Raw genomic sequence first — 15,582 nt, forward strand, 5'->3', positions numbered from 1 at the left:
CCCTCAGATAGATTGCTCTCCCTGAGGGACGATCGCCTGGCGGGCGCTTGGCCCGCCGGGCGCTTTGACGGGATCGTCGCGCGCCGTCGTAGCTGCTAGAACACCGATGCGTTTGGTTTCGTGCTAATCCGGGCGCTTCGATGGAAGGCTCGGCGGCCTCGGGGCAGCGCTGCGCGCTCGGAGGGCGCGCCGGCACAGACCCCAGGCTCACGGCCTTCTGCAATGCTGTAATGTTCTGCGGCCGGGAATGGTTTGATGCAACTTTTGCCGGCGTGGAAGAACTCGAAGCGTGGCTTGCGCCGAAGTTCTGTCGTCGATTAGCATCGACGCGGCAAGCGCGCGCCATCGTCGGCGACGCCAGCGCAAGAGGTGCTCGACATGCGTCGATTTCTGAACCGCGCCCTCGTGGTCGCGTCGATGTCTCTGGGTCTGCTCGCGGCCATGCCAGCGCGCGCGGCGTCCGTGGTGAAGGTGGACCGGACGACGTGGGGCGCGAGCGGCGTACCGGACTACGTCAACATGAACATCTATGTCCCGGACCGGCTGGCGGACAATCCACCCATCGTGGTGGCCTGCCACTCTTGCAGCACGCCGGTGAGCGGCTTCTTCAACAGCATCTCGGGGATCCGCGCCGGGGCCGACAGGAACGGCTTCATCATCGTCCTTCCGGAGGCCACTGGCCGGAACTGTTGGGACGTGGGCTCGACGAAGTCCCTGACCCACGACGGCGGCGGCGACACGCAGGCCGTCGCTCAGATGGTGAAATACACGCTCGAGAAGTACGGCGGCGACCCGAAGCGCGTCTACGTGATGGGCGGCTCCTCCGGGGCGATGATGACCCAGGCCATGCTGGCCGTGTACCCGGACATCTTCAGGGCCGGCGCGGCGAGGGCGGGGGTGCCGGCTGGGTGCTGGGCCGACGGCTTCGACCCGAGCAACCAGTGGAGCGGCAACTGCGCGGGGGGCAGGACGAGCAAGACGGCGGAGCAATGGGGAGACCAGGTCCGCGCGATGTTTCCTGGCTACACGGGACACCGCCCGCGTCTTCAGATCTTCCACGGCACGGCGGACGCCACGATCAACTACAAGAACCAGGGCGAGGCGATCAAGGAGTGGACCAATGTCCTGGGGTTGAGCGAGGCCCCGAGCTCGACCGACAGCACGACCTCGAACGGGACGACCTATGCGCGCCAGTTCTGGAAGGACGAGTGTGGCTACACGGTGTTCGAGGCGTGGTCAGGGAAAGACGGCGCGCACTCCATGCCGTACGAGGCCGACGCCATTCTCGCGTTCTTCGGCCTCGACGAGGCCGGCGGCGCCGATCCAGAGCCCGCCTGTCCGGGGCCAGACGGTGGCGGTGGCATGGGCGGCGCAGGCGGCGCAGGCGGCGCGGGCGGCGCGGGCGGCGCGGTAGGCTCCGGGGGCGGCACCGGACCGGCCGCGGGGAGCACCACCACCGGCGGGGGCGCAACCGCCGGCTCTGGCGGGCAGCCCGCCGGCAGCGGTACGGGCGGCGGCGGCACGGGCGGTAGCACCCCGACCGGCGCTGCGGGCAGCGACGACCCCGGCGCGGGCCCGGATTCCGCATCCGAATCGGGCGGATGCGCCTGTGTCGTCGGCGATTCGAAGCCGATGAGCTCGACCGCAGCCGCCGTCGCCATGGGCCTCGCGCTGTTGACGCTCCGTCGCCGGCAGCGAGACGCCGGGCGCTGACAAGGTACCTTCGCGCAGGAAGCGCGCCTCTCAATGAGCAACGCACGGGTCGGCGTGCGATGCGCGCGCTCCGTGAGCCGCGGCGCGCGGCGCGCGCGTGACATGTCACGCCTCGAACCGTGACATGTCACGCCTCGGGCCGTGACATGTCACGCCTCGGGCCGTGACATGTCACCGCGGCTCGCCCCGCGGGAGAGGGCGCCCTCGACCGGCGCGGGCCGCGGCGCGCCCGGTTCGGCCGGAGCTGCGCCGCCGGCGCGCTCCCTCGGAGGGCGCGCCAGACGGCATGTGCCTTGCTGATCCGCGCGCTGGCTCGCAACGCACAAGCGCGCGGATGGCCGCGCCATCACCCGGGGAACGGAGCATCATGATGTCTGCGCCGATACCGATGACCACCATGAACCTCCTCGCGAGGTCCATTTCTGCTGAGCAGCGGCTCGACGAGGCGGTCCTCTGCGCCAACGTGCCGAGCCCGCTGTCCGCGGTCGCATTTCATCAGGATGTCGAGTGCATCCAGCGGTTCTTCGCCGCGGGGTTCCCCGTTCACCTGGCGGTCCATCGCGTGGACAGCGCCGAGCCGGCGCGCCGGGACTACACCGCGCTCCACACCCACGATGTCCCGGAGATCAACCTGATCCTCCCCGACCCCACAGGCCTGGAGTACCGCATCGAGCTCGGCCCCAGCGCCCACCTCGTCACGGGCAGCACGAGCATCTGGATCCCGCCGGGCGTCCCGCACGCCGCCAACGTGGTCCAGGGCTCTGGCTACCTCGTCACCGTGCGCCTCGATCGCGGGGTCGCGACATGAGCTGCGGTCTTCCTCGGAACCTCGACGCCGACGTCGACGCCGACGCCGATGCCGACGCGACGTTGCCCTCCATCACGATCCCCCCCGCCGCGCAGGCCTACCGGAGAGGGAGCCTCTGGCAGAAGGGGCGCGGCGAGCGCCTCATCGAGCTCGCCGGCGTGAGGCGGGGCGAGCTCGTGCTCGACCTCGGCTGCGGCACCGGCGGCCTCACGCAACAGCTCGCCGAGCTCGTCGGCCCCGGCGGGCGCGTCGTCGGGATCGATCCGGACGAGGCGCGGATCGCGCTCGCCCAGGACACCGCGGTCGCGCCCAACCTCGAGTTCCGGGTGGGCACGGCCGAGACCCTCGGCGAGATCGCCCGAAACCGCCCCGTCGATCTCGTCTTCTCGAACTTCGTGTTCCACTGGATCCGCGACAAGCGGGCGGTCCTCCGCCGGCTGCGCGGCCTGCTCCACCCCGCGGGGCGCATCGTCGTCCAGTGCGTCTCGTCGCTCCCCGCGCTCGTCGGGGAGCTCTCGCGGCTCGCGGACCCGTCGGGGGAGAGGATCCTCCGGGACTTCGCCTTCGAGGACGCCGCGGCGCTCGCGCACCACGTCGAGGGCGCCGGCCTTCAGCTGCTCCGCCTGGAGGAGCAGCAGGGGACACACGTGTATCCGACGCTGGACGCGCTGCTCACCTGGTGGCGGGCGACGACGCACGACCGCTTCGACCTGCGGGCGATCGAGCCGGCGGCGCTCGCGCGGTTCGCCGAGCAGCATGGCGAAGGCGGCGCGTTCCTGGTGCACGAGACCTTCTGCTGGTTCGAGGCGCGGATCCCCCCGGCGCACGCGTGGGGACGCCGCGGCTGACCCGGCGCCCCCTCCGCGGCGGCTGCCTCACCCGCGGCTGTTCATCGACCCTCCGCCGCGCGGCGCGTTCAGCGCGTCACGCCTTGCGCCCCCACAGCTCCTCCGTGGCGAGCCGCGCGCCCTGCGCGAGGGACTCGAACTTCGCCCACATCACCGTCGGGTGGACGCGCTGAATGTGATCGGCCTGGGCGAACCCGCAGTCCGACCCGGCGATGACGCTCTCGCGGCCCACGATGTTGGCGAACCGCACGATGCGATCGGCGACCACCTGCGGGTGCTCCACCGTCGTGATGTGATGGGTGATCACGCCGGGAATGAGGATCTTCTCCGGCGACAGCTTCACCTTCTGCCACACGCGCCACTCGTGCTCGTGCCGCGGGTTCGCCGCCTCGATCGAGTACGCGCCCGCGCGGACGCGGAGGATGAGGTCCACGATGTCCTCCAGCGGCGCGTCGGACATGTGCGGCAGGTGCCAGCTGCCGAAGCACACGTGATAGCGGACGCGATCCTCCGGAATGTCGCGGAGCGCGTGGTTGAGCGCCTCCACGCGCAGCTCGGCCCACTTGCGGTACGCCTGCGGGCTCTGCTGCACGAGGTGATCATACATGTTCGCGAGCACCGCGTCGTCCACCTGGACGACCAGGCCCGCCTTGGAGATGGCCAGGTACTCCTCGCGCAGCGCCTCGGCGAGGGCGAAGATGTAGTCGCGCTCGCTCCCGTAGAACTCGTTCAGGCCGTTGAACACGGCGCTCCCTGGCGCGACGACCGTGAGGAACCCCTCCGCGACGCTCACGCCGGCGAGCGCGGCCCTCAGGTTGTCGACGTCCCTTTGCACGTCGCCCGGACGGTAGCGGAGGGCGCTCGTACAGACGTGCTGCATGAGGGTGCCGGGGTTGTCCTTGAACTCGAGATCGACGACTTCCTTGAAGCGGACCTTGTCACGGCCGAGCCAGTCGCGCGGGCTCTTGCCGCCAGGCCGGAGCTCGAAGCCCGACACGCGCTCGAGGACGTAGTTCGCCCAGCTCGACTTGCCGTACTCGCCATCGTTCACGATGTCGATCCCGGCCGCCGCCTGCCGGCTGACCACATCGGCGACCGACTGGCGCAGCAGCCTGGCGTAGGCCGCCGGGTCCTTCGGCGGGCCGATGCGCTGGCTCGCCATGTCGAGCATCGCGGCCGGTCGGGCGATGCTGCCGACGTGGGTGGTGAGAATCCGGTCTTCGCTGCGTCTCATGACCCCTCTTGGCTCCAACGATTGCGGTCGTCCACGACCTCGAACGAGCCCTCGCTCGCCCTCCGATGCGCGATGAGGGCGCCCCCGGCACGCCCCGGCGCGATCGCTCGGCGACGCCGGCTCCCACCCAGGGTCGGGCTCGCTCACGTGGCAATCGAGGTTGTCTCCGCTGGAAACCCGAGGCGCCTGGGGCGAACGAACCGGATTTCCTCCTCCCCGACCCCTAACACGCGCCCCGCTCACGGCGCAACGGTCAAAGGTGCTCGTCCAAACCTCGACGGACAGCGCGTTTCCGGCTCCTGCCCTGAGTCCATCTCTCGCGCTTCGTCTGGGGTGAACTCAAGCGAATTTTTCAATGGGCGAGGAGCCCTCGTGTCCCCTGTTATGATGGGCTCGCACAGATACAGCAGGGCATCTGCGTGCGCCGACAGGACGCGCCTCGACAGCGTGCGTGCGCCGCGGAGCGCGGCGAGCCGGCTCGGCGCAGGCGCCGCGACGGATCAGATCGGCTCGACGGGAGCCAACCGATGCTTCCGGGGCGCGCGCCCCCTCGCCGGCGGGCGCGGCGCCGGGCGATGGACGCGCCAGGCCAGGTCGAGTAGGACGTGCAACCCCGTTCGCGTCGCGTCGAGCAGCAGGCCAGATGAACAAGAACGAGATCGAGATCGGATCGCTCATCGATTCGGCGAAGTTCATCGGCCTGCCGCTCGCGATAACCGTGCTCACCGTCATCATCATGCTGGTCGACGGCTTCGACCTGCAGGCGATGGCGTTCGTGGCGCCCGAGGTCCTGAAGGAGTGGGGGATCGCGCGTGCGGCGCTGACGCCGGCCCTGACCGGCAGCATGGTGGGCATGGCCGTCGGCTCGGTGGCGCTCGGCTGGGCCGGCGATCGCGTCGGGCGCAGGCGCTCGTACATCGCCTGCATGGCGTTCCTGGCCCTCGGGTCGTTCTTCTGCGCCCACGCCGGCTCGCTCGCCAGCCTCACGATCTGGCGCGTGGTGACGGGGATCGGGCTCGGCGGGGTGACGCCGCTCGCGGCCGCCATCATCTCCGAATGGACCCCGAAGCACGCCCGCAGCATCGCCGTGGCGTGCGCCATGGTGGCCGTGCCCCTCGGGGGCATGCTCGGGGCGGGGGTCGCTCAGCGGGTCATCCCGATGTACGGCTGGCGCGGTGTGTTCTGGATCGGCGCGGCGCTGCCGCTCGTGCTCTTCGTGGCGGCGATGTTCCTGCTGCCCGAGTCGCCGAAGTACCTCGCGCAGCGCCCCCACCTGCACGGCCGCCTCGCGAAGCTGCTGAACCGCCTGTTCCGCGAGCGCCGCTTCACCGGCGACGAGCGCTTCGTGGTGGCCGAGCCGCCGCCGCCGCCCAGGAGCTGGCTCGCCGCGCTGCTCGGCCCCACGTACCGCTCCACCACGCTGCTGCTCTGGGCCGCGTTTGCGTTGAACACGCTCGCGCTGTTCTCCTGCGTGAACCTGCTGCCCACGGTGCTGTCCTTCACGGGCATGAGCACCGCGGAGTCGCTCCAGGGCTCCAAGCTCTTCAATTTCGGCGGGTTCTTCGGCGCGGTGGGCGGCGCCGTGATGATCGGCCGGTGGGGCTCGCGCCGCGTGGGCGCGGCGCTCTCGACGGTCGGCGCCGTCGCCACGTTCCTCATCGGCACGATCATCCTCGATAACGGGGGCGTCCTCGACGGCCGGTCGCTCGCGCTGCTCACGCTCGCGGGCATGGCGATGAATGGCATGCAGAGCTTCCTCTACACCGTGGGCGCGCACTCCTATCCCACGTATATCCGCGCGTCCGGCGTGGGCTGCGCGCAGACGGTGTCTCGCGCCGGCGGGCTCCTCGGCACGGTGGCCGGCGGCTCGTTCTTCGCGCTCGAGCCGCAGCCGCCCGTGAGCTATTTCTTCTACGCCGTGGCCGTCGCCGTCGCGCTGGTGGTCGTGAGCTTCGCCTCGCTGCGCACCCACATCCCGGGACGGAAGGGGAGCGCTTCGCCGCAGGCCCAAGGGGGGTGAGTGAGCAGGGCGCGGGGCCGCGACGCGGGGCGACCTCCGCGCGCCTCGCGGCACCGAGAGCGGAGCCCAAGTGGCCCGTTGTGCTCCCCATGGAATCTCCTATGCTCTGACCATGCATTGGAAACAGCGATTGCTTGTCCTTGGGCTCGTGAGCTCTCTCGGCTGTGCCACCGGCGACTCGGCGCCGCGCGCCGGCGCCGGCCCCGGCACCGGCGGCGGCGGCGGCGCGGGGGGCCGAGACGTCTCGGACGGCGCCGGAGGCTCGGGCGGCACGGGAGGCCGGGACGATCTCGGGGGCTTTGGCGTCGGTGGGGTCATCGTCACCGACTGGGATTACAAACCTATCCCGCTCGATGGCCGCCCGGCCTGCGAGGAGCGCCCGGTGTTCTGCGAAGATTCAGGCATCTCCGCCGAGGCGGCAGCGAAGCGCGTGGTGGAGATCGGGAACGAGTGCCTCGTCCCCAATTTCCCGTGCGGCGGCGCGATCGGGGTCCTGTTCGACGCGGTGGGCTGCGCCATCGGGACCGATGCGTTCGATCTCGACGAGAAATCGCTGTCCTGCGTCTACAAGGCCCTCACGGAGGAGCGATGGGCTTGCGCCGCGGGCTTGCGCGTGACCGGTGGCGGCTGGAATTGCGAATGACCGGCGCTCGCCTCGACGCGCTGCCCCGGGCGCATGGCCGATCGTCGCAGCGATCCCGGCGCCCGCGCCGCTCGTGACCGCCCCCCTCGCGCTGCGCCGGCATCTAACCGGCGAGGGCCACGCGCGCTGTCCGGCGCGGTCTTCGAAGGGGGCCTATGTCCGTCCGTATCACCGATGTCGTCGCCCGCGATATCCGCTTTCCGACCTCGCGCTCTCTCGCCGGATCGGACGCCATGAACCCCGAGCCGGACTACTCGGCGGCCTACGTCGTGCTCGAGACCGATAGCCCGGAGCGGCTGGAAGGCCACGGCCTGACCTTCACGATCGGCCGCGGCAACGAGCTCTGCGTGGCGGCGATCGGCGCGCTCCGGCCGTTCGTCGTGGGCAGGCGCCTCGACGAGGTGACGGCCGACATGGGCGCATTCTGGGACGAGATCACCGGCGACAGCCAGCTCCGCTGGATCGGCCCCGAGAAGGGGGTCATCCACCTGGCGACGGCGGCGATCGTCAACGCCGCCTGGGATCTGCGGGCGAAGGCGGCGGGCAAGCCGCTCTGGAAGCTGCTCGTGGACATGACCCCCGAGGAGCTCGTCCGCTGCGTGAGCTTCCGCTACATCACGGATGCGCTCGGCCCCGACGAGGCGCTCGAGATCCTCCGCCGGAGCGCGCCGACCCGCAGCGCGCGGGAGCGAGAGATGCGAGAGCGCGGCTTCCCCGCCTACACGACGTCCGCGGGGTGGCTCGGCTACTCCGACGCCAAGCTGCGCCGCCTGTGCCGCGAGGGGCTCGCGCGCGGCTTTTCCCATTTCAAGATGAAGGTCGGCGCGAACCTCGACGACGACATCCGCCGGGCGCAGATCCTCCGTGAGGAGATCGGGGCGCACCGCAGGCTCATGATGGATGCCAACCAGGTGTGGGACGTGGACCAGGCGATCGCCAGCATGCAGCGCCTCGCCGCGTTCGATCCGTGGTGGATCGAGGAGCCCACGAGCCCCGACGACATCCTCGGCCACGCCGCCATCGCCAGGGCGATCGCGCCGATCGGCGTGGCGACGGGAGAGCACGCGCACAACCGGGTCATGTTCAAGCAGCTGTTCCAGACCGGCGCCATCCGGTTCTGCCAGGTGGATGGCGCCCGGCTGGGCGGCGTCAACGAGGTGCTCGCCGTGCTGCTCATGGCGGCCAAGTTCGGCGTCCCGGTCTGCCCTCACGCCGGCGGGGTCGGCCTGCCGGAGATCATGCAACACCTCTCGCTCTTCGATTACATCTGCGTGAGCGCGTCGCTGGAGGATCGCGTCCTGGAGCACGTCGACCACCTCCACGAGCACTTCGTCGATCCGGTCGTGATCGAGGCTGGCCGTTACATGCCGCCCAGCGCGGCGGGATGCAGCGTCACCCTGCGGCCCGAGTCGCTCGAGAGGTTCGAGTTCCCGTTCGGAGAAGCGTGGGTGAGGCAACGGCAGGCGTCCGTGATGCCCTGAACGGGCCGCCCGTCCTGACGGGCGGCGCGGCCTCGCGGTGATCCCCGTCACGGGCGGCCGGGCCCCGCCGTGGGGCTTGCATCGTCCTCCGTCCAGATCGACCATGCGGCCCGAGCAGGGGCGCGCGGCGGGCTCCGCGCGCGCGAGCACGCGGCATGCAGGATCCGCACCGCGTCGTCGCCTGTCCCGCGCGGCCGGACCACCTCTGGGCCCAGCACCACAACGGCGTCTTCCGCAGCACGAACGGCGGCGCCCTGTGGCGCGATGTCCCGAGCGCGACCCCCTCGACGTTCGGCTTCGCCGTCGCCGTCCACCCGCGCGACCCCGACACCGCGTGGCTCGTCCCCGCGCAGAAGGACGAGACGCGCGTGCCCGTCGGCGCGAGCGTCGTCGTGTCCCGCACCCGCGACGGCGGCGAGACCTGGGACGTGCTCCGCGACGGGCTCCCGCAGCGCCACGCGTACGACCTCACGTTCCGGCACGCCCTCGACATCGACGACAGCGGCGATCGCCTCGCCTTCGGATCCACCACAGGCTCGCTCTGGATCACCGAGGATCAGGGCGACTCGTGGCACGCCATCTCCACCCATCTCCCGCCGATCTACTGCGTCCGGTTCATGGCCTGACGCGCGTCGATGACCGCGCATCGCCGCGATGCGATGCGCTAAGCCCAGGCGCCCCTCCGGCGCAGCTGGCCAGATCCGTGGCGAGCGCCGGTGTCGGAGATTTGTTTACGTTTCTTTGGTAAAGAGCATTTCCCTCCTTGCCGCGGAGCTCCACTCGTGTGCATCTTGCCCGGTGGCGCGCCGGCAGAGGTCGTCACTTCCGACGTCCCTGCCGTCGTGTCGAGAGCTTTCTTTTGCAGTGGCGGCGCTGTGTCCGGGGGGCAGCCTCGTGCTCGCGCGGCCTGCAGTGGAGATCGAGAGTCATGACCGACAAGAAGCAAGGAGCACCTTCGTCCCGCTCGGACCGTACGCGCCGCCAGGTGCTGAAGCAGGCGGTGGGCCTCGGCGCGGGGCTGGCCGCCGCGAGCTTGCTCGGCGGAGAGGCGTCCGCCGCGCCGCGCCCGCGCATCCGCTCCGGGACCTTCACGACCAGCGACGGCGTCGCGCTCAACTACCTGGAGGCGGGCCGAGGCGAGCCGCTGCTCCTCTTGCCGGGGTGGTCCCAGTCGGCGGCGCTGTACCGGACGCAGATCCTCGCCTTTGCGGAGCACTACCACGTCATCGTGCTCGACTGGCGCGGCCACGGCGAGTCGGAGAAGGTCGACCACGGCTATCGCATGGCGCGCTTCAGCGCGGATCTCCACGAGTTCCTCCGCGGGATGAGGCTCAAGCGCGTCACCGCGCTCGGGCACTCGATGGGGTGCGGCGTGCTCTACAGCTACTGGGACAACTACGGTGGGCAGTACCTGGATCGGCTGATCCTTGTCGACGTCGGCCCGGCGATGACGGCCTGGCCCGACTGGTCCGAGGAGGAGAAGGTCGAGGCAGGGTCCCTGTTCACGCCGCAGTCGCTCTACGACACGGCCGCCGCGCTGCGCGGCCCCGACGGGATCGCCACGACCCAGGGCCTCGTCGCGAGCCTCTTCAGCCCCGACTTTCCGGCGGATCGGCTGGCCGCCATCGTCGAGGAGAACCTGAAGCTCCCGCGCGAGTACGCGGCCAAGCTGCTCGTGGACCAGGCCGCGCAGGACTGGCGGGACGTGATCCCGCGGATCGACGTGCCCACCCTCGTGGTCGGGGGCGAGATCAGCATCTTCAGCCCCATCTCCCAGCAGTGGGTCGCCGACCAGATCCCCGGCGCGGAGCTCATCATCTTCAGCGCCGAGGAGGGGGGCAGCCACTTCATGTGGGTCGAGAACCCCGAGAAGTTCAACGAGGATGTGCTCGATTTCCTCGGCTGCTGAGCAGCGCCGCCCGCTCAGGGGTTGAGGCGCGCAAGCGCGGAGATCATCCGTTCGGCGATGTCGGCGGGCCCGGGGAAGATGCGGGTCACGGCGCGCTGGTGTGCGAGCCCGTGCAGGCCGAGCCACAGCGCGATCGCGTCGGCGGCGGGGTCGGCGCTGGCGGAGCAGCCGGCGGCGACGCAGCCGCCGAGGGCGTCGACGAGGAGCTTCAGGGCTCCCTCGCCGAGCGTGGTCAGGTCCCGCTCCGTCAGGGAGCTGTCGCCCAGCGTGGGCATCCAGAGGCCACCGAACATGGTGCGATAGCGCTCTGGGTGCGTCCGGGAGAACTCCAGATAGGCGTTGCAAATGGCGTACAGCCGCTCTCGTGGATCGTCGCCGGCCTCTTCCGCGGCGCGGCGCAGCTGGCTCTCGAGCTCGGCGAAGGCCTGCTGCACGACGGCCAGCATGATGGCCGGCTGATCGGGGAAGTGGGGGTAGATCGAGGGCGCGGCGATCCCGACCCGGCGGGCCACCGATCGCAGCGTGATGGCGCGTTCGTCGCCGGCCTCGTCCAGCAGCGCGACCGCCGCGGCCACGATGTCGTCGCGCAGGCGGGCGCCCTCGCCGCGGCGGTTGCGGTCGCGGGCCGGTTTCGGTGCGGCCGACGCCGCCGTTCCGCTGTCTCTCATGGTGTTACCTTACACCTAAAAACTTATCGATGTTAGCCCCTGCAGGCTGAAGGTAACGTAAGAATAGTTACATCCGCGGAGGGCCGGCGGACCTTCTCGACGGCGGCGACGAGCGGCCGTGACCCTGCGCCCTGGCTCCGGTCCGTGGGCTCGTCGTCTTGCGGCCGAGAAGGTGGACCTCAGCCCCAGCGAGGGGGCGCGGGCCAGCCGCTTCGCGCCACGCCCCGACGCCCTCCACGCGCCGGCACGATTTTCTCGCCGAGTTAAGTTGACAACCGTTAGGTGACGATAATAATCTTACACGTGTAAGTCGATGCCGATGGCGTCGCGTTGTCTTTCAACGGCTCGCCGTTCTCGGCTCGCCCCCATGACCCGGAGGTTCCCATCATGTCCGCCGCCACCCCGACCCTGTTCGCCGCCACCACCACCGCCGCCGTCCCCGCGCTTCCCGTGGGCGAGGTCGACAACCGCGCGATCTACATCAGCTTCGGGCTTGCCTACGCGCTCGGCCACGGCGCCGCCGCGCTCTCCAAGGGAGCCAGCCCCCTGCTCGCCTTGCCCGGCTGGCTACCCATGGCGCTCCTGGGAACGGGGCTCGCGGTCGGCACCGTCTACGCCACCCTCGCCGCCGCGCGCGCCCAGCGCGGCGCGAGTGGGGCCGACGCCCTGTCCGGCAAGCTGCTCGGCGCTTCGTGGGTCAGCGCCTTCACCGCGCTGTTCCTCGCCATCACCGGCCTCGCGTACACCCTCGACATGCCGGACCTGCAGACCATCCTCTGGCCCACCGGCTCCGGCTTCGTCGTCGGCCTGATCTACCTCGGCGAAGGCGCCGTCCGCCGCAACCTGCTGCACTACGGGCTCGGCACCTGGCTCGCCCTGACCTCCACCGCGGCGCTCTTCCTCGGCGCTCCCGGCCTCTTCTGGGTCCTCTCCATCGCCGGCGGCGGCGGCTACGCCGTCGCCTCGGTCCTCGAGGGCCGTCGCCTGACCGCGCTCGCGAAGCAAGCGCGGCGCTGACCCCCGGCTGTTCCTTGGGAGGAACAGGTGTCTCCTCCGGAGAGGCAGGGGGCTCGCCAGCCTCGTGCTCATCTCCGTGGCTCAGGCGAGCGATTGGCCTCGTTTTCGGAGCAAACGCGGGAGCTCGCCGACGGTCGCCCGGCCCGCCCGCCGCGGCATGACGATTGCTGGTTCCTTCGCCGACCGCTTCGTTTCTCGCCGACAACGCCGCTTCGACCGCCGAGCCACGCACGTCGCGCGTGGTTCGGCGCGCAGGGGGCGGCGCGTCGGCGTCCAGACGAACAGCAACCCGAAGGAGCCTGTCCATGAAGCACCTGTTGTTTGCCGCGTTCTTGCTGCCGCTCGCGCACGTCGGCGATGCCGACCCCGCCACGCCCGGATCGAGCGAAGGCGCGGTGGTCGAGGCCGCCGCCGAGAGCGACGCCGCAGCGAAGCCGCCCGTGCCCTTCTGCCTGCCTGGTGAGAAGGTCGTATGCACCCTGGGGCCTCCGCCTGTTTGCCATTGCGAGTAGCCGTCGCGAAGGGCCGTCGATCGCGGCCTGCGCCGGCCCCTCGCGCGAGCGCGTAGCTCGACGGGAGCCGCGGGCGACTCCGACGCAAGGGGCGCTCAAGGTGAGCTCCTGTCGACGTCAAAGACATCTCTGTTTCACATGCCCGGTCTACATCGAGGAGAATCGAATGTTTACTCGCGTCATCCAACGAACCATGTCCGTCCTTCTCGCGTCGCTGCTGGTGAGCTTCACCCTGATCGGCTGTCAGGTCGAGGTCGTCGACGAGCCGTCCCCCGACGGCGACGTGGGCGAGGCGAGCCAGGCCATGCTCAACTGCAAGGGGCGGTGCGCCAGGTTCTTCATGCTCTGCGTCCAGTCCGGCGATGACTACGAGCTGTGCGCCGGCGAGCGGGACGCCTGCATGGCGGACTGCGACGAACAGACCTGCGAGCCCGGGGAGCCCGGTTGCTGCCAGGGACAGCCGACCTGCTGGTAGGCGGCGCCCGCGGAAGAGCGGCTGAACAAAACGTCGTGGACGCCGTGCTGCGCGGCGCAGCGTGCCCGGAGACCTCGCTCTCCAGCGACCTGGCCGTGACGCGCGCGCACCTCGGCGAGCATGGTGCAGCCGGTCCGAGATATCCGACCCAGGTTCGGGTAGTCGGGTAGGCGCCATCCCGCAGAGATTCTGGTTCCTCGCCCACCGTTCATGTACCCTCGCCTACGTAGGGCAACCAGAAGTAGGCGCCAGACATGCACATCGCTCCAGGATCCGTCATCGGAGGGAAGTACCGGATCGAGCGCCCGCTCTCGCAAGGCGGCATGGGGTCGGTCTGGGTGGCGCGCCACGTCACGCTCGGCTCTCCCGTCGCGGTCAAGCTCATGGCCCCCGAGCTGGCTGCCGTGCCGTCGTTCGTGGCTCGCTTCGAGCGCGAAGCCCGCATCGCGGCCAACCTCCAGAGCCCGCACGTCGTCCATGTCCAGGATCATGGCATCGACGGCGGCCATCCCTACCTCGTCATGGAGCTGCTTCATGGTGAGGACCTGGAAGCGCGTCTCAAGCGCGTGCGCCGGCTGTCGGTGTCCAGCGCGACGCGCATCCTGATGCAGGCGGGCAGGGCCCTGCGCCGCGCGCACGAAGCCGGCCTCGTCCACCGCGACCTGAAGCCCGGCAACCTCTTCCTCGCCCGCGTCGACGACGAGGAGGTCGTCAAGATCCTCGACTTCGGCATCGCCAAGGACATCTCCGGCCGACCCATGACGGAGGTGACGCGCACGGGCGAGGTGCTCGGCTCGCCCTACTACATGAGCCCGGAGCAGGTGCGGGGCGAACGAGACATCGATCACCGAAGCGACCTGTGGTCCCTCGCGGTCATCCTGTTCCGCGCCATCACGGGCGAGCTCCCCTTCCCGGGCGACGAGCTCGGCTCGGTCTTTGCGAAGATCCTCGTGGATCCTCCGCCACGTCCGACGCGGGTCGCGCCCGACCTACCGCGCGCGATCGATTCGTTTTTCGCCCGCGCGCTCGAGCGCGATCGAACGCAGCGATTCCAGTCCGTCAACGAGATGCTGGACGATCTCGCGCGGATCACGGGCGTGCCGAGGCCGGCTGCGTCGCTGCCGGAGATGGAGCCGCCGGCGGCCGGAGAGCGATCGGCCGGGGTCTCCGTGCTTGGCCTGGCGACCACGGCGCCAGCGCCCCCGGAGGACGCGCCCGCGCCGGGCCAGGATGATCGCCCGGAGGAAGCGACGTCAGGTCTGGTGCGCGGCTCGGACCACGCGACGGTCGACCTCCGTCCCAAGCCGAGGGCCGAGCCGACCGAGGCGCCTCTCGCGCCCGAGAATCGCGCGTCCGGCGTGCCCGCTTTGCAGGTCACGGATTCCTCCGCGGTGACGGACTCCGGCCCGAGGATCTCCCCCGAGGAGTCGATACAGCTCCCGGTGACCTCCACGCGGGCCTGGTTCCTGGGCGTCGCGGCCGCTGCGGTGCTGGGAGGATGCGGGCTCGTGTGGGCCGCCTCGAGGGGCGACGTGGAGGCGCCGAGCCCGCGCATGTCGATGGAGGCGCTGCCCGCGCAGCCGCGTGAGACGACGGAGCCGCCGCCCGCGCAGCAGCGTGAGTCGACGGAGCCGCCGGCGCTGGAGGAACGCCGCCCGCCTTCAGCGGCGATGATCGCGCAGCCGAGCGCTCCCCCGGACGGGAACATCGGTCAAGGACGCCAGCCGACCGTGCAACCGCAGGATGGCCGTAGGGCACCGCAGCCCCGGCCGGTCGCGCCGGACGGGCTCTACGACGAGGACAAGGCGACCGCTCCCGGCCCTGCGCTTCGCGCTCCGAGCACACCGGAAGCAGAACCCGTGTACGCGGAGCCGGTCGTGCCCGCGCCTGAGGGGAGGGCGGCGCCGGCGAGGCCCTTCCACGACCTGTTCGCGCGTCGGGTCCTGGTCGAGGCCGCGGCGAAGGCAAAGAGCTGCGCGCGCGCCACGGGCCCCACGGGAAGCGGCGTCGTGCAGGTGACGTTCGCGCCGAATGGACACGTCGGCCATGCGATCGTCGTCGGTCAGCCGTTCGCGGCCACCGACGTCGCTTCCTGTGTCGCCTCGATATTCCGCGGCGCGACGATCCCGCCGTTCGCCGGAGGCCCGGTCACCCGGTCGCAGTCGTTCGCGATTCCGTAGCGTCGTCGCGCGAGGACCTCTATCGACTTCGAGCGACGGTGGGCTCGTAGGACGTGACCGCCGGTTCAACGGTC

At 70.6% G+C, this 15,582-nt stretch carries 13 protein-coding genes and 1 pseudogene; 12 read left to right on the forward strand and 2 right to left on the reverse strand.

Annotated features, from left to right (window positions below):
- Nucleotides 1–378: 378 nt before the first annotated feature.
- The 3 genes from WME98_RS35690 to WME98_RS35700 all read left to right on the forward strand — a co-directional run bounded on the left by WME98_RS35690 (nucleotide 379) and on the right by WME98_RS35700 (nucleotide 3,369).
- Entirely contained in the window at nucleotides 379–1,713 is a 1,335-nt protein-coding gene (locus WME98_RS35690; RefSeq protein WP_437946087.1) for an extracellular catalytic domain type 1 short-chain-length polyhydroxyalkanoate depolymerase, read from the forward strand.
- A gap of 397 nt (nucleotides 1,714–2,110) precedes the next feature.
- Nucleotides 2,111–2,521: a hypothetical protein gene (locus WME98_RS35695; protein ID WP_437946088.1), complete on the forward strand. Its 411-nt coding sequence runs from the start codon at nucleotides 2,111–2,113 to the stop codon at nucleotides 2,519–2,521.
- The gene (locus tag WME98_RS35700; protein WP_437946089.1) at nucleotides 2,518–3,369 is read left to right on the forward strand and encodes a class I SAM-dependent methyltransferase; all 852 of its coding nucleotides are present in this window, start codon (nucleotides 2,518–2,520) and stop codon (nucleotides 3,367–3,369) included. The genes WME98_RS35695 and WME98_RS35700 overlap by 4 nt, the downstream gene beginning before the upstream one ends.
- Before the next feature lie 76 nt (nucleotides 3,370–3,445).
- Here the strand turns inward: WME98_RS35700 and WME98_RS35705 are convergent, their stop codons facing one another.
- On the reverse strand, nucleotides 3,446–4,603 hold the full coding sequence (locus tag WME98_RS35705; RefSeq protein WP_437946090.1) for a cobalamin-independent methionine synthase II family protein: 1,158 nt from the start codon (nucleotides 4,601–4,603) through the stop codon (nucleotides 3,446–3,448).
- 643 nt (nucleotides 4,604–5,246) lie between these two features.
- Between WME98_RS35705 and WME98_RS35710 the strand changes: the two genes are divergently transcribed.
- The 5 genes and pseudogenes from WME98_RS35710 (at nucleotide 5,247) to WME98_RS35730 (ending at nucleotide 10,656) form a co-directional block, all read left to right on the forward strand.
- Complete coding sequence (locus WME98_RS35710) at nucleotides 5,247–6,623, forward strand: MFS transporter (RefSeq protein ID WP_437946091.1); 1,377 nt, start codon at nucleotides 5,247–5,249, stop codon at nucleotides 6,621–6,623.
- A 112-nt stretch (nucleotides 6,624–6,735) separates the two neighbouring features.
- A complete protein-coding gene (locus WME98_RS35715) occupies nucleotides 6,736–7,266 on the forward strand; it encodes a hypothetical protein (RefSeq protein WP_437946092.1) in 531 nt (176 codons plus the stop codon).
- A gap of 155 nt (nucleotides 7,267–7,421) precedes the next feature.
- Nucleotides 7,422–8,747, forward strand: coding sequence for an L-fuconate dehydratase (locus WME98_RS35720; RefSeq protein ID WP_437946093.1), 1,326 nt, complete (start codon nucleotides 7,422–7,424; stop codon nucleotides 8,745–8,747).
- Between the two features lie 155 nt (nucleotides 8,748–8,902).
- Nucleotides 8,903–9,373 (forward strand): annotated as a pseudogene (locus tag WME98_RS35725) (WD40/YVTN/BNR-like repeat-containing protein); the annotation flags it as partial.
- A 302-nt stretch (nucleotides 9,374–9,675) separates the two neighbouring features.
- Nucleotides 9,676–10,656 (forward strand): alpha/beta fold hydrolase, encoded by a 981-nt coding sequence (locus tag WME98_RS35730; RefSeq protein WP_437946094.1) that lies wholly within the window; start codon nucleotides 9,676–9,678, stop codon nucleotides 10,654–10,656.
- A 14-nt stretch (nucleotides 10,657–10,670) separates the two neighbouring features.
- Here the strand turns inward: WME98_RS35730 and WME98_RS35735 are convergent, their stop codons facing one another.
- On the reverse strand, nucleotides 10,671–11,324 hold the full coding sequence (locus tag WME98_RS35735; RefSeq protein ID WP_437946095.1) for a TetR/AcrR family transcriptional regulator: 654 nt from the start codon (nucleotides 11,322–11,324) through the stop codon (nucleotides 10,671–10,673).
- A 387-nt stretch (nucleotides 11,325–11,711) separates the two neighbouring features.
- Here WME98_RS35735 and WME98_RS35740 point away from each other — a divergent pair, with 387 nt between their 5' ends.
- From WME98_RS35740 to WME98_RS35755, 4 genes are all read left to right on the forward strand, one after another.
- Entirely contained in the window at nucleotides 11,712–12,341 is a 630-nt protein-coding gene (locus WME98_RS35740) for an ABC transporter permease (RefSeq protein ID WP_437946096.1), read from the forward strand.
- Between the two features lie 305 nt (nucleotides 12,342–12,646).
- Complete coding sequence (locus WME98_RS35745; RefSeq protein ID WP_061623378.1) at nucleotides 12,647–12,853, forward strand: hypothetical protein; 207 nt, start codon at nucleotides 12,647–12,649, stop codon at nucleotides 12,851–12,853.
- 193 nt (nucleotides 12,854–13,046) lie between these two features.
- Nucleotides 13,047–13,328, forward strand: a complete 282-nt coding sequence (locus tag WME98_RS35750) for a hypothetical protein (RefSeq protein WP_437946097.1) — start codon at nucleotides 13,047–13,049, stop codon at nucleotides 13,326–13,328.
- Nucleotides 13,329–13,582: 254 nt separating this feature from the next.
- Complete coding sequence (locus tag WME98_RS35755; protein WP_437946098.1) at nucleotides 13,583–15,508, forward strand: protein kinase domain-containing protein; 1,926 nt, start codon at nucleotides 13,583–13,585, stop codon at nucleotides 15,506–15,508.
- Nucleotides 15,509–15,582 lie beyond the last annotated feature (74 nt).

This window comes from Sorangium sp. So ce296 (genome assembly GCF_051529605.1).
GTDB lineage: Bacteria > Myxococcota_A > Polyangia > Polyangiales > Polyangiaceae > Sorangium > Sorangium cellulosum_D.

Bases quoted from the DNA above. Each gene is read 5' to 3' on its own strand.
- WME98_RS35690 (WP_437946087.1), top strand. From the start codon at position 379: ATGCGTCGATTTCTGAACCGCGCCCTCGTGGTCGCGTCGATGTCTCTG.
- WME98_RS35755 (WP_437946098.1), top strand. From the start codon at position 13,583: ATGCACATCGCTCCAGGATCCGTCATCGGAGGGAAGTACCGGATCGAG.
- WME98_RS35745 (WP_061623378.1), top strand. From the start codon at position 12,647: ATGAAGCACCTGTTGTTTGCCGCGTTCTTGCTGCCGCTCGCGCACGTC.
- WME98_RS35750 (WP_437946097.1), top strand. From the start codon at position 13,047: ATGTCCGTCCTTCTCGCGTCGCTGCTGGTGAGCTTCACCCTGATCGGC.
- WME98_RS35710 (WP_437946091.1), top strand. From the start codon at position 5,247: ATGAACAAGAACGAGATCGAGATCGGATCGCTCATCGATTCGGCGAAG.
- WME98_RS35695 (WP_437946088.1), top strand. From the start codon at position 2,111: ATGAACCTCCTCGCGAGGTCCATTTCTGCTGAGCAGCGGCTCGACGAG.
- WME98_RS35735 (WP_437946095.1), bottom strand. From the start codon at position 11,324: ATGAGAGACAGCGGAACGGCGGCGTCGGCCGCACCGAAACCGGCCCGC.
- WME98_RS35700 (WP_437946089.1), top strand. From the start codon at position 2,518: ATGAGCTGCGGTCTTCCTCGGAACCTCGACGCCGACGTCGACGCCGAC.
- WME98_RS35715 (WP_437946092.1), top strand. From the start codon at position 6,736: ATGCATTGGAAACAGCGATTGCTTGTCCTTGGGCTCGTGAGCTCTCTC.
- WME98_RS35705 (WP_437946090.1), bottom strand. From the start codon at position 4,603: ATGAGACGCAGCGAAGACCGGATTCTCACCACCCACGTCGGCAGCATC.
- WME98_RS35720 (WP_437946093.1), top strand. From the start codon at position 7,422: ATGTCCGTCCGTATCACCGATGTCGTCGCCCGCGATATCCGCTTTCCG.
- WME98_RS35740 (WP_437946096.1), top strand. From the start codon at position 11,712: ATGTCCGCCGCCACCCCGACCCTGTTCGCCGCCACCACCACCGCCGCC.
- WME98_RS35730 (WP_437946094.1), top strand. From the start codon at position 9,676: ATGACCGACAAGAAGCAAGGAGCACCTTCGTCCCGCTCGGACCGTACG.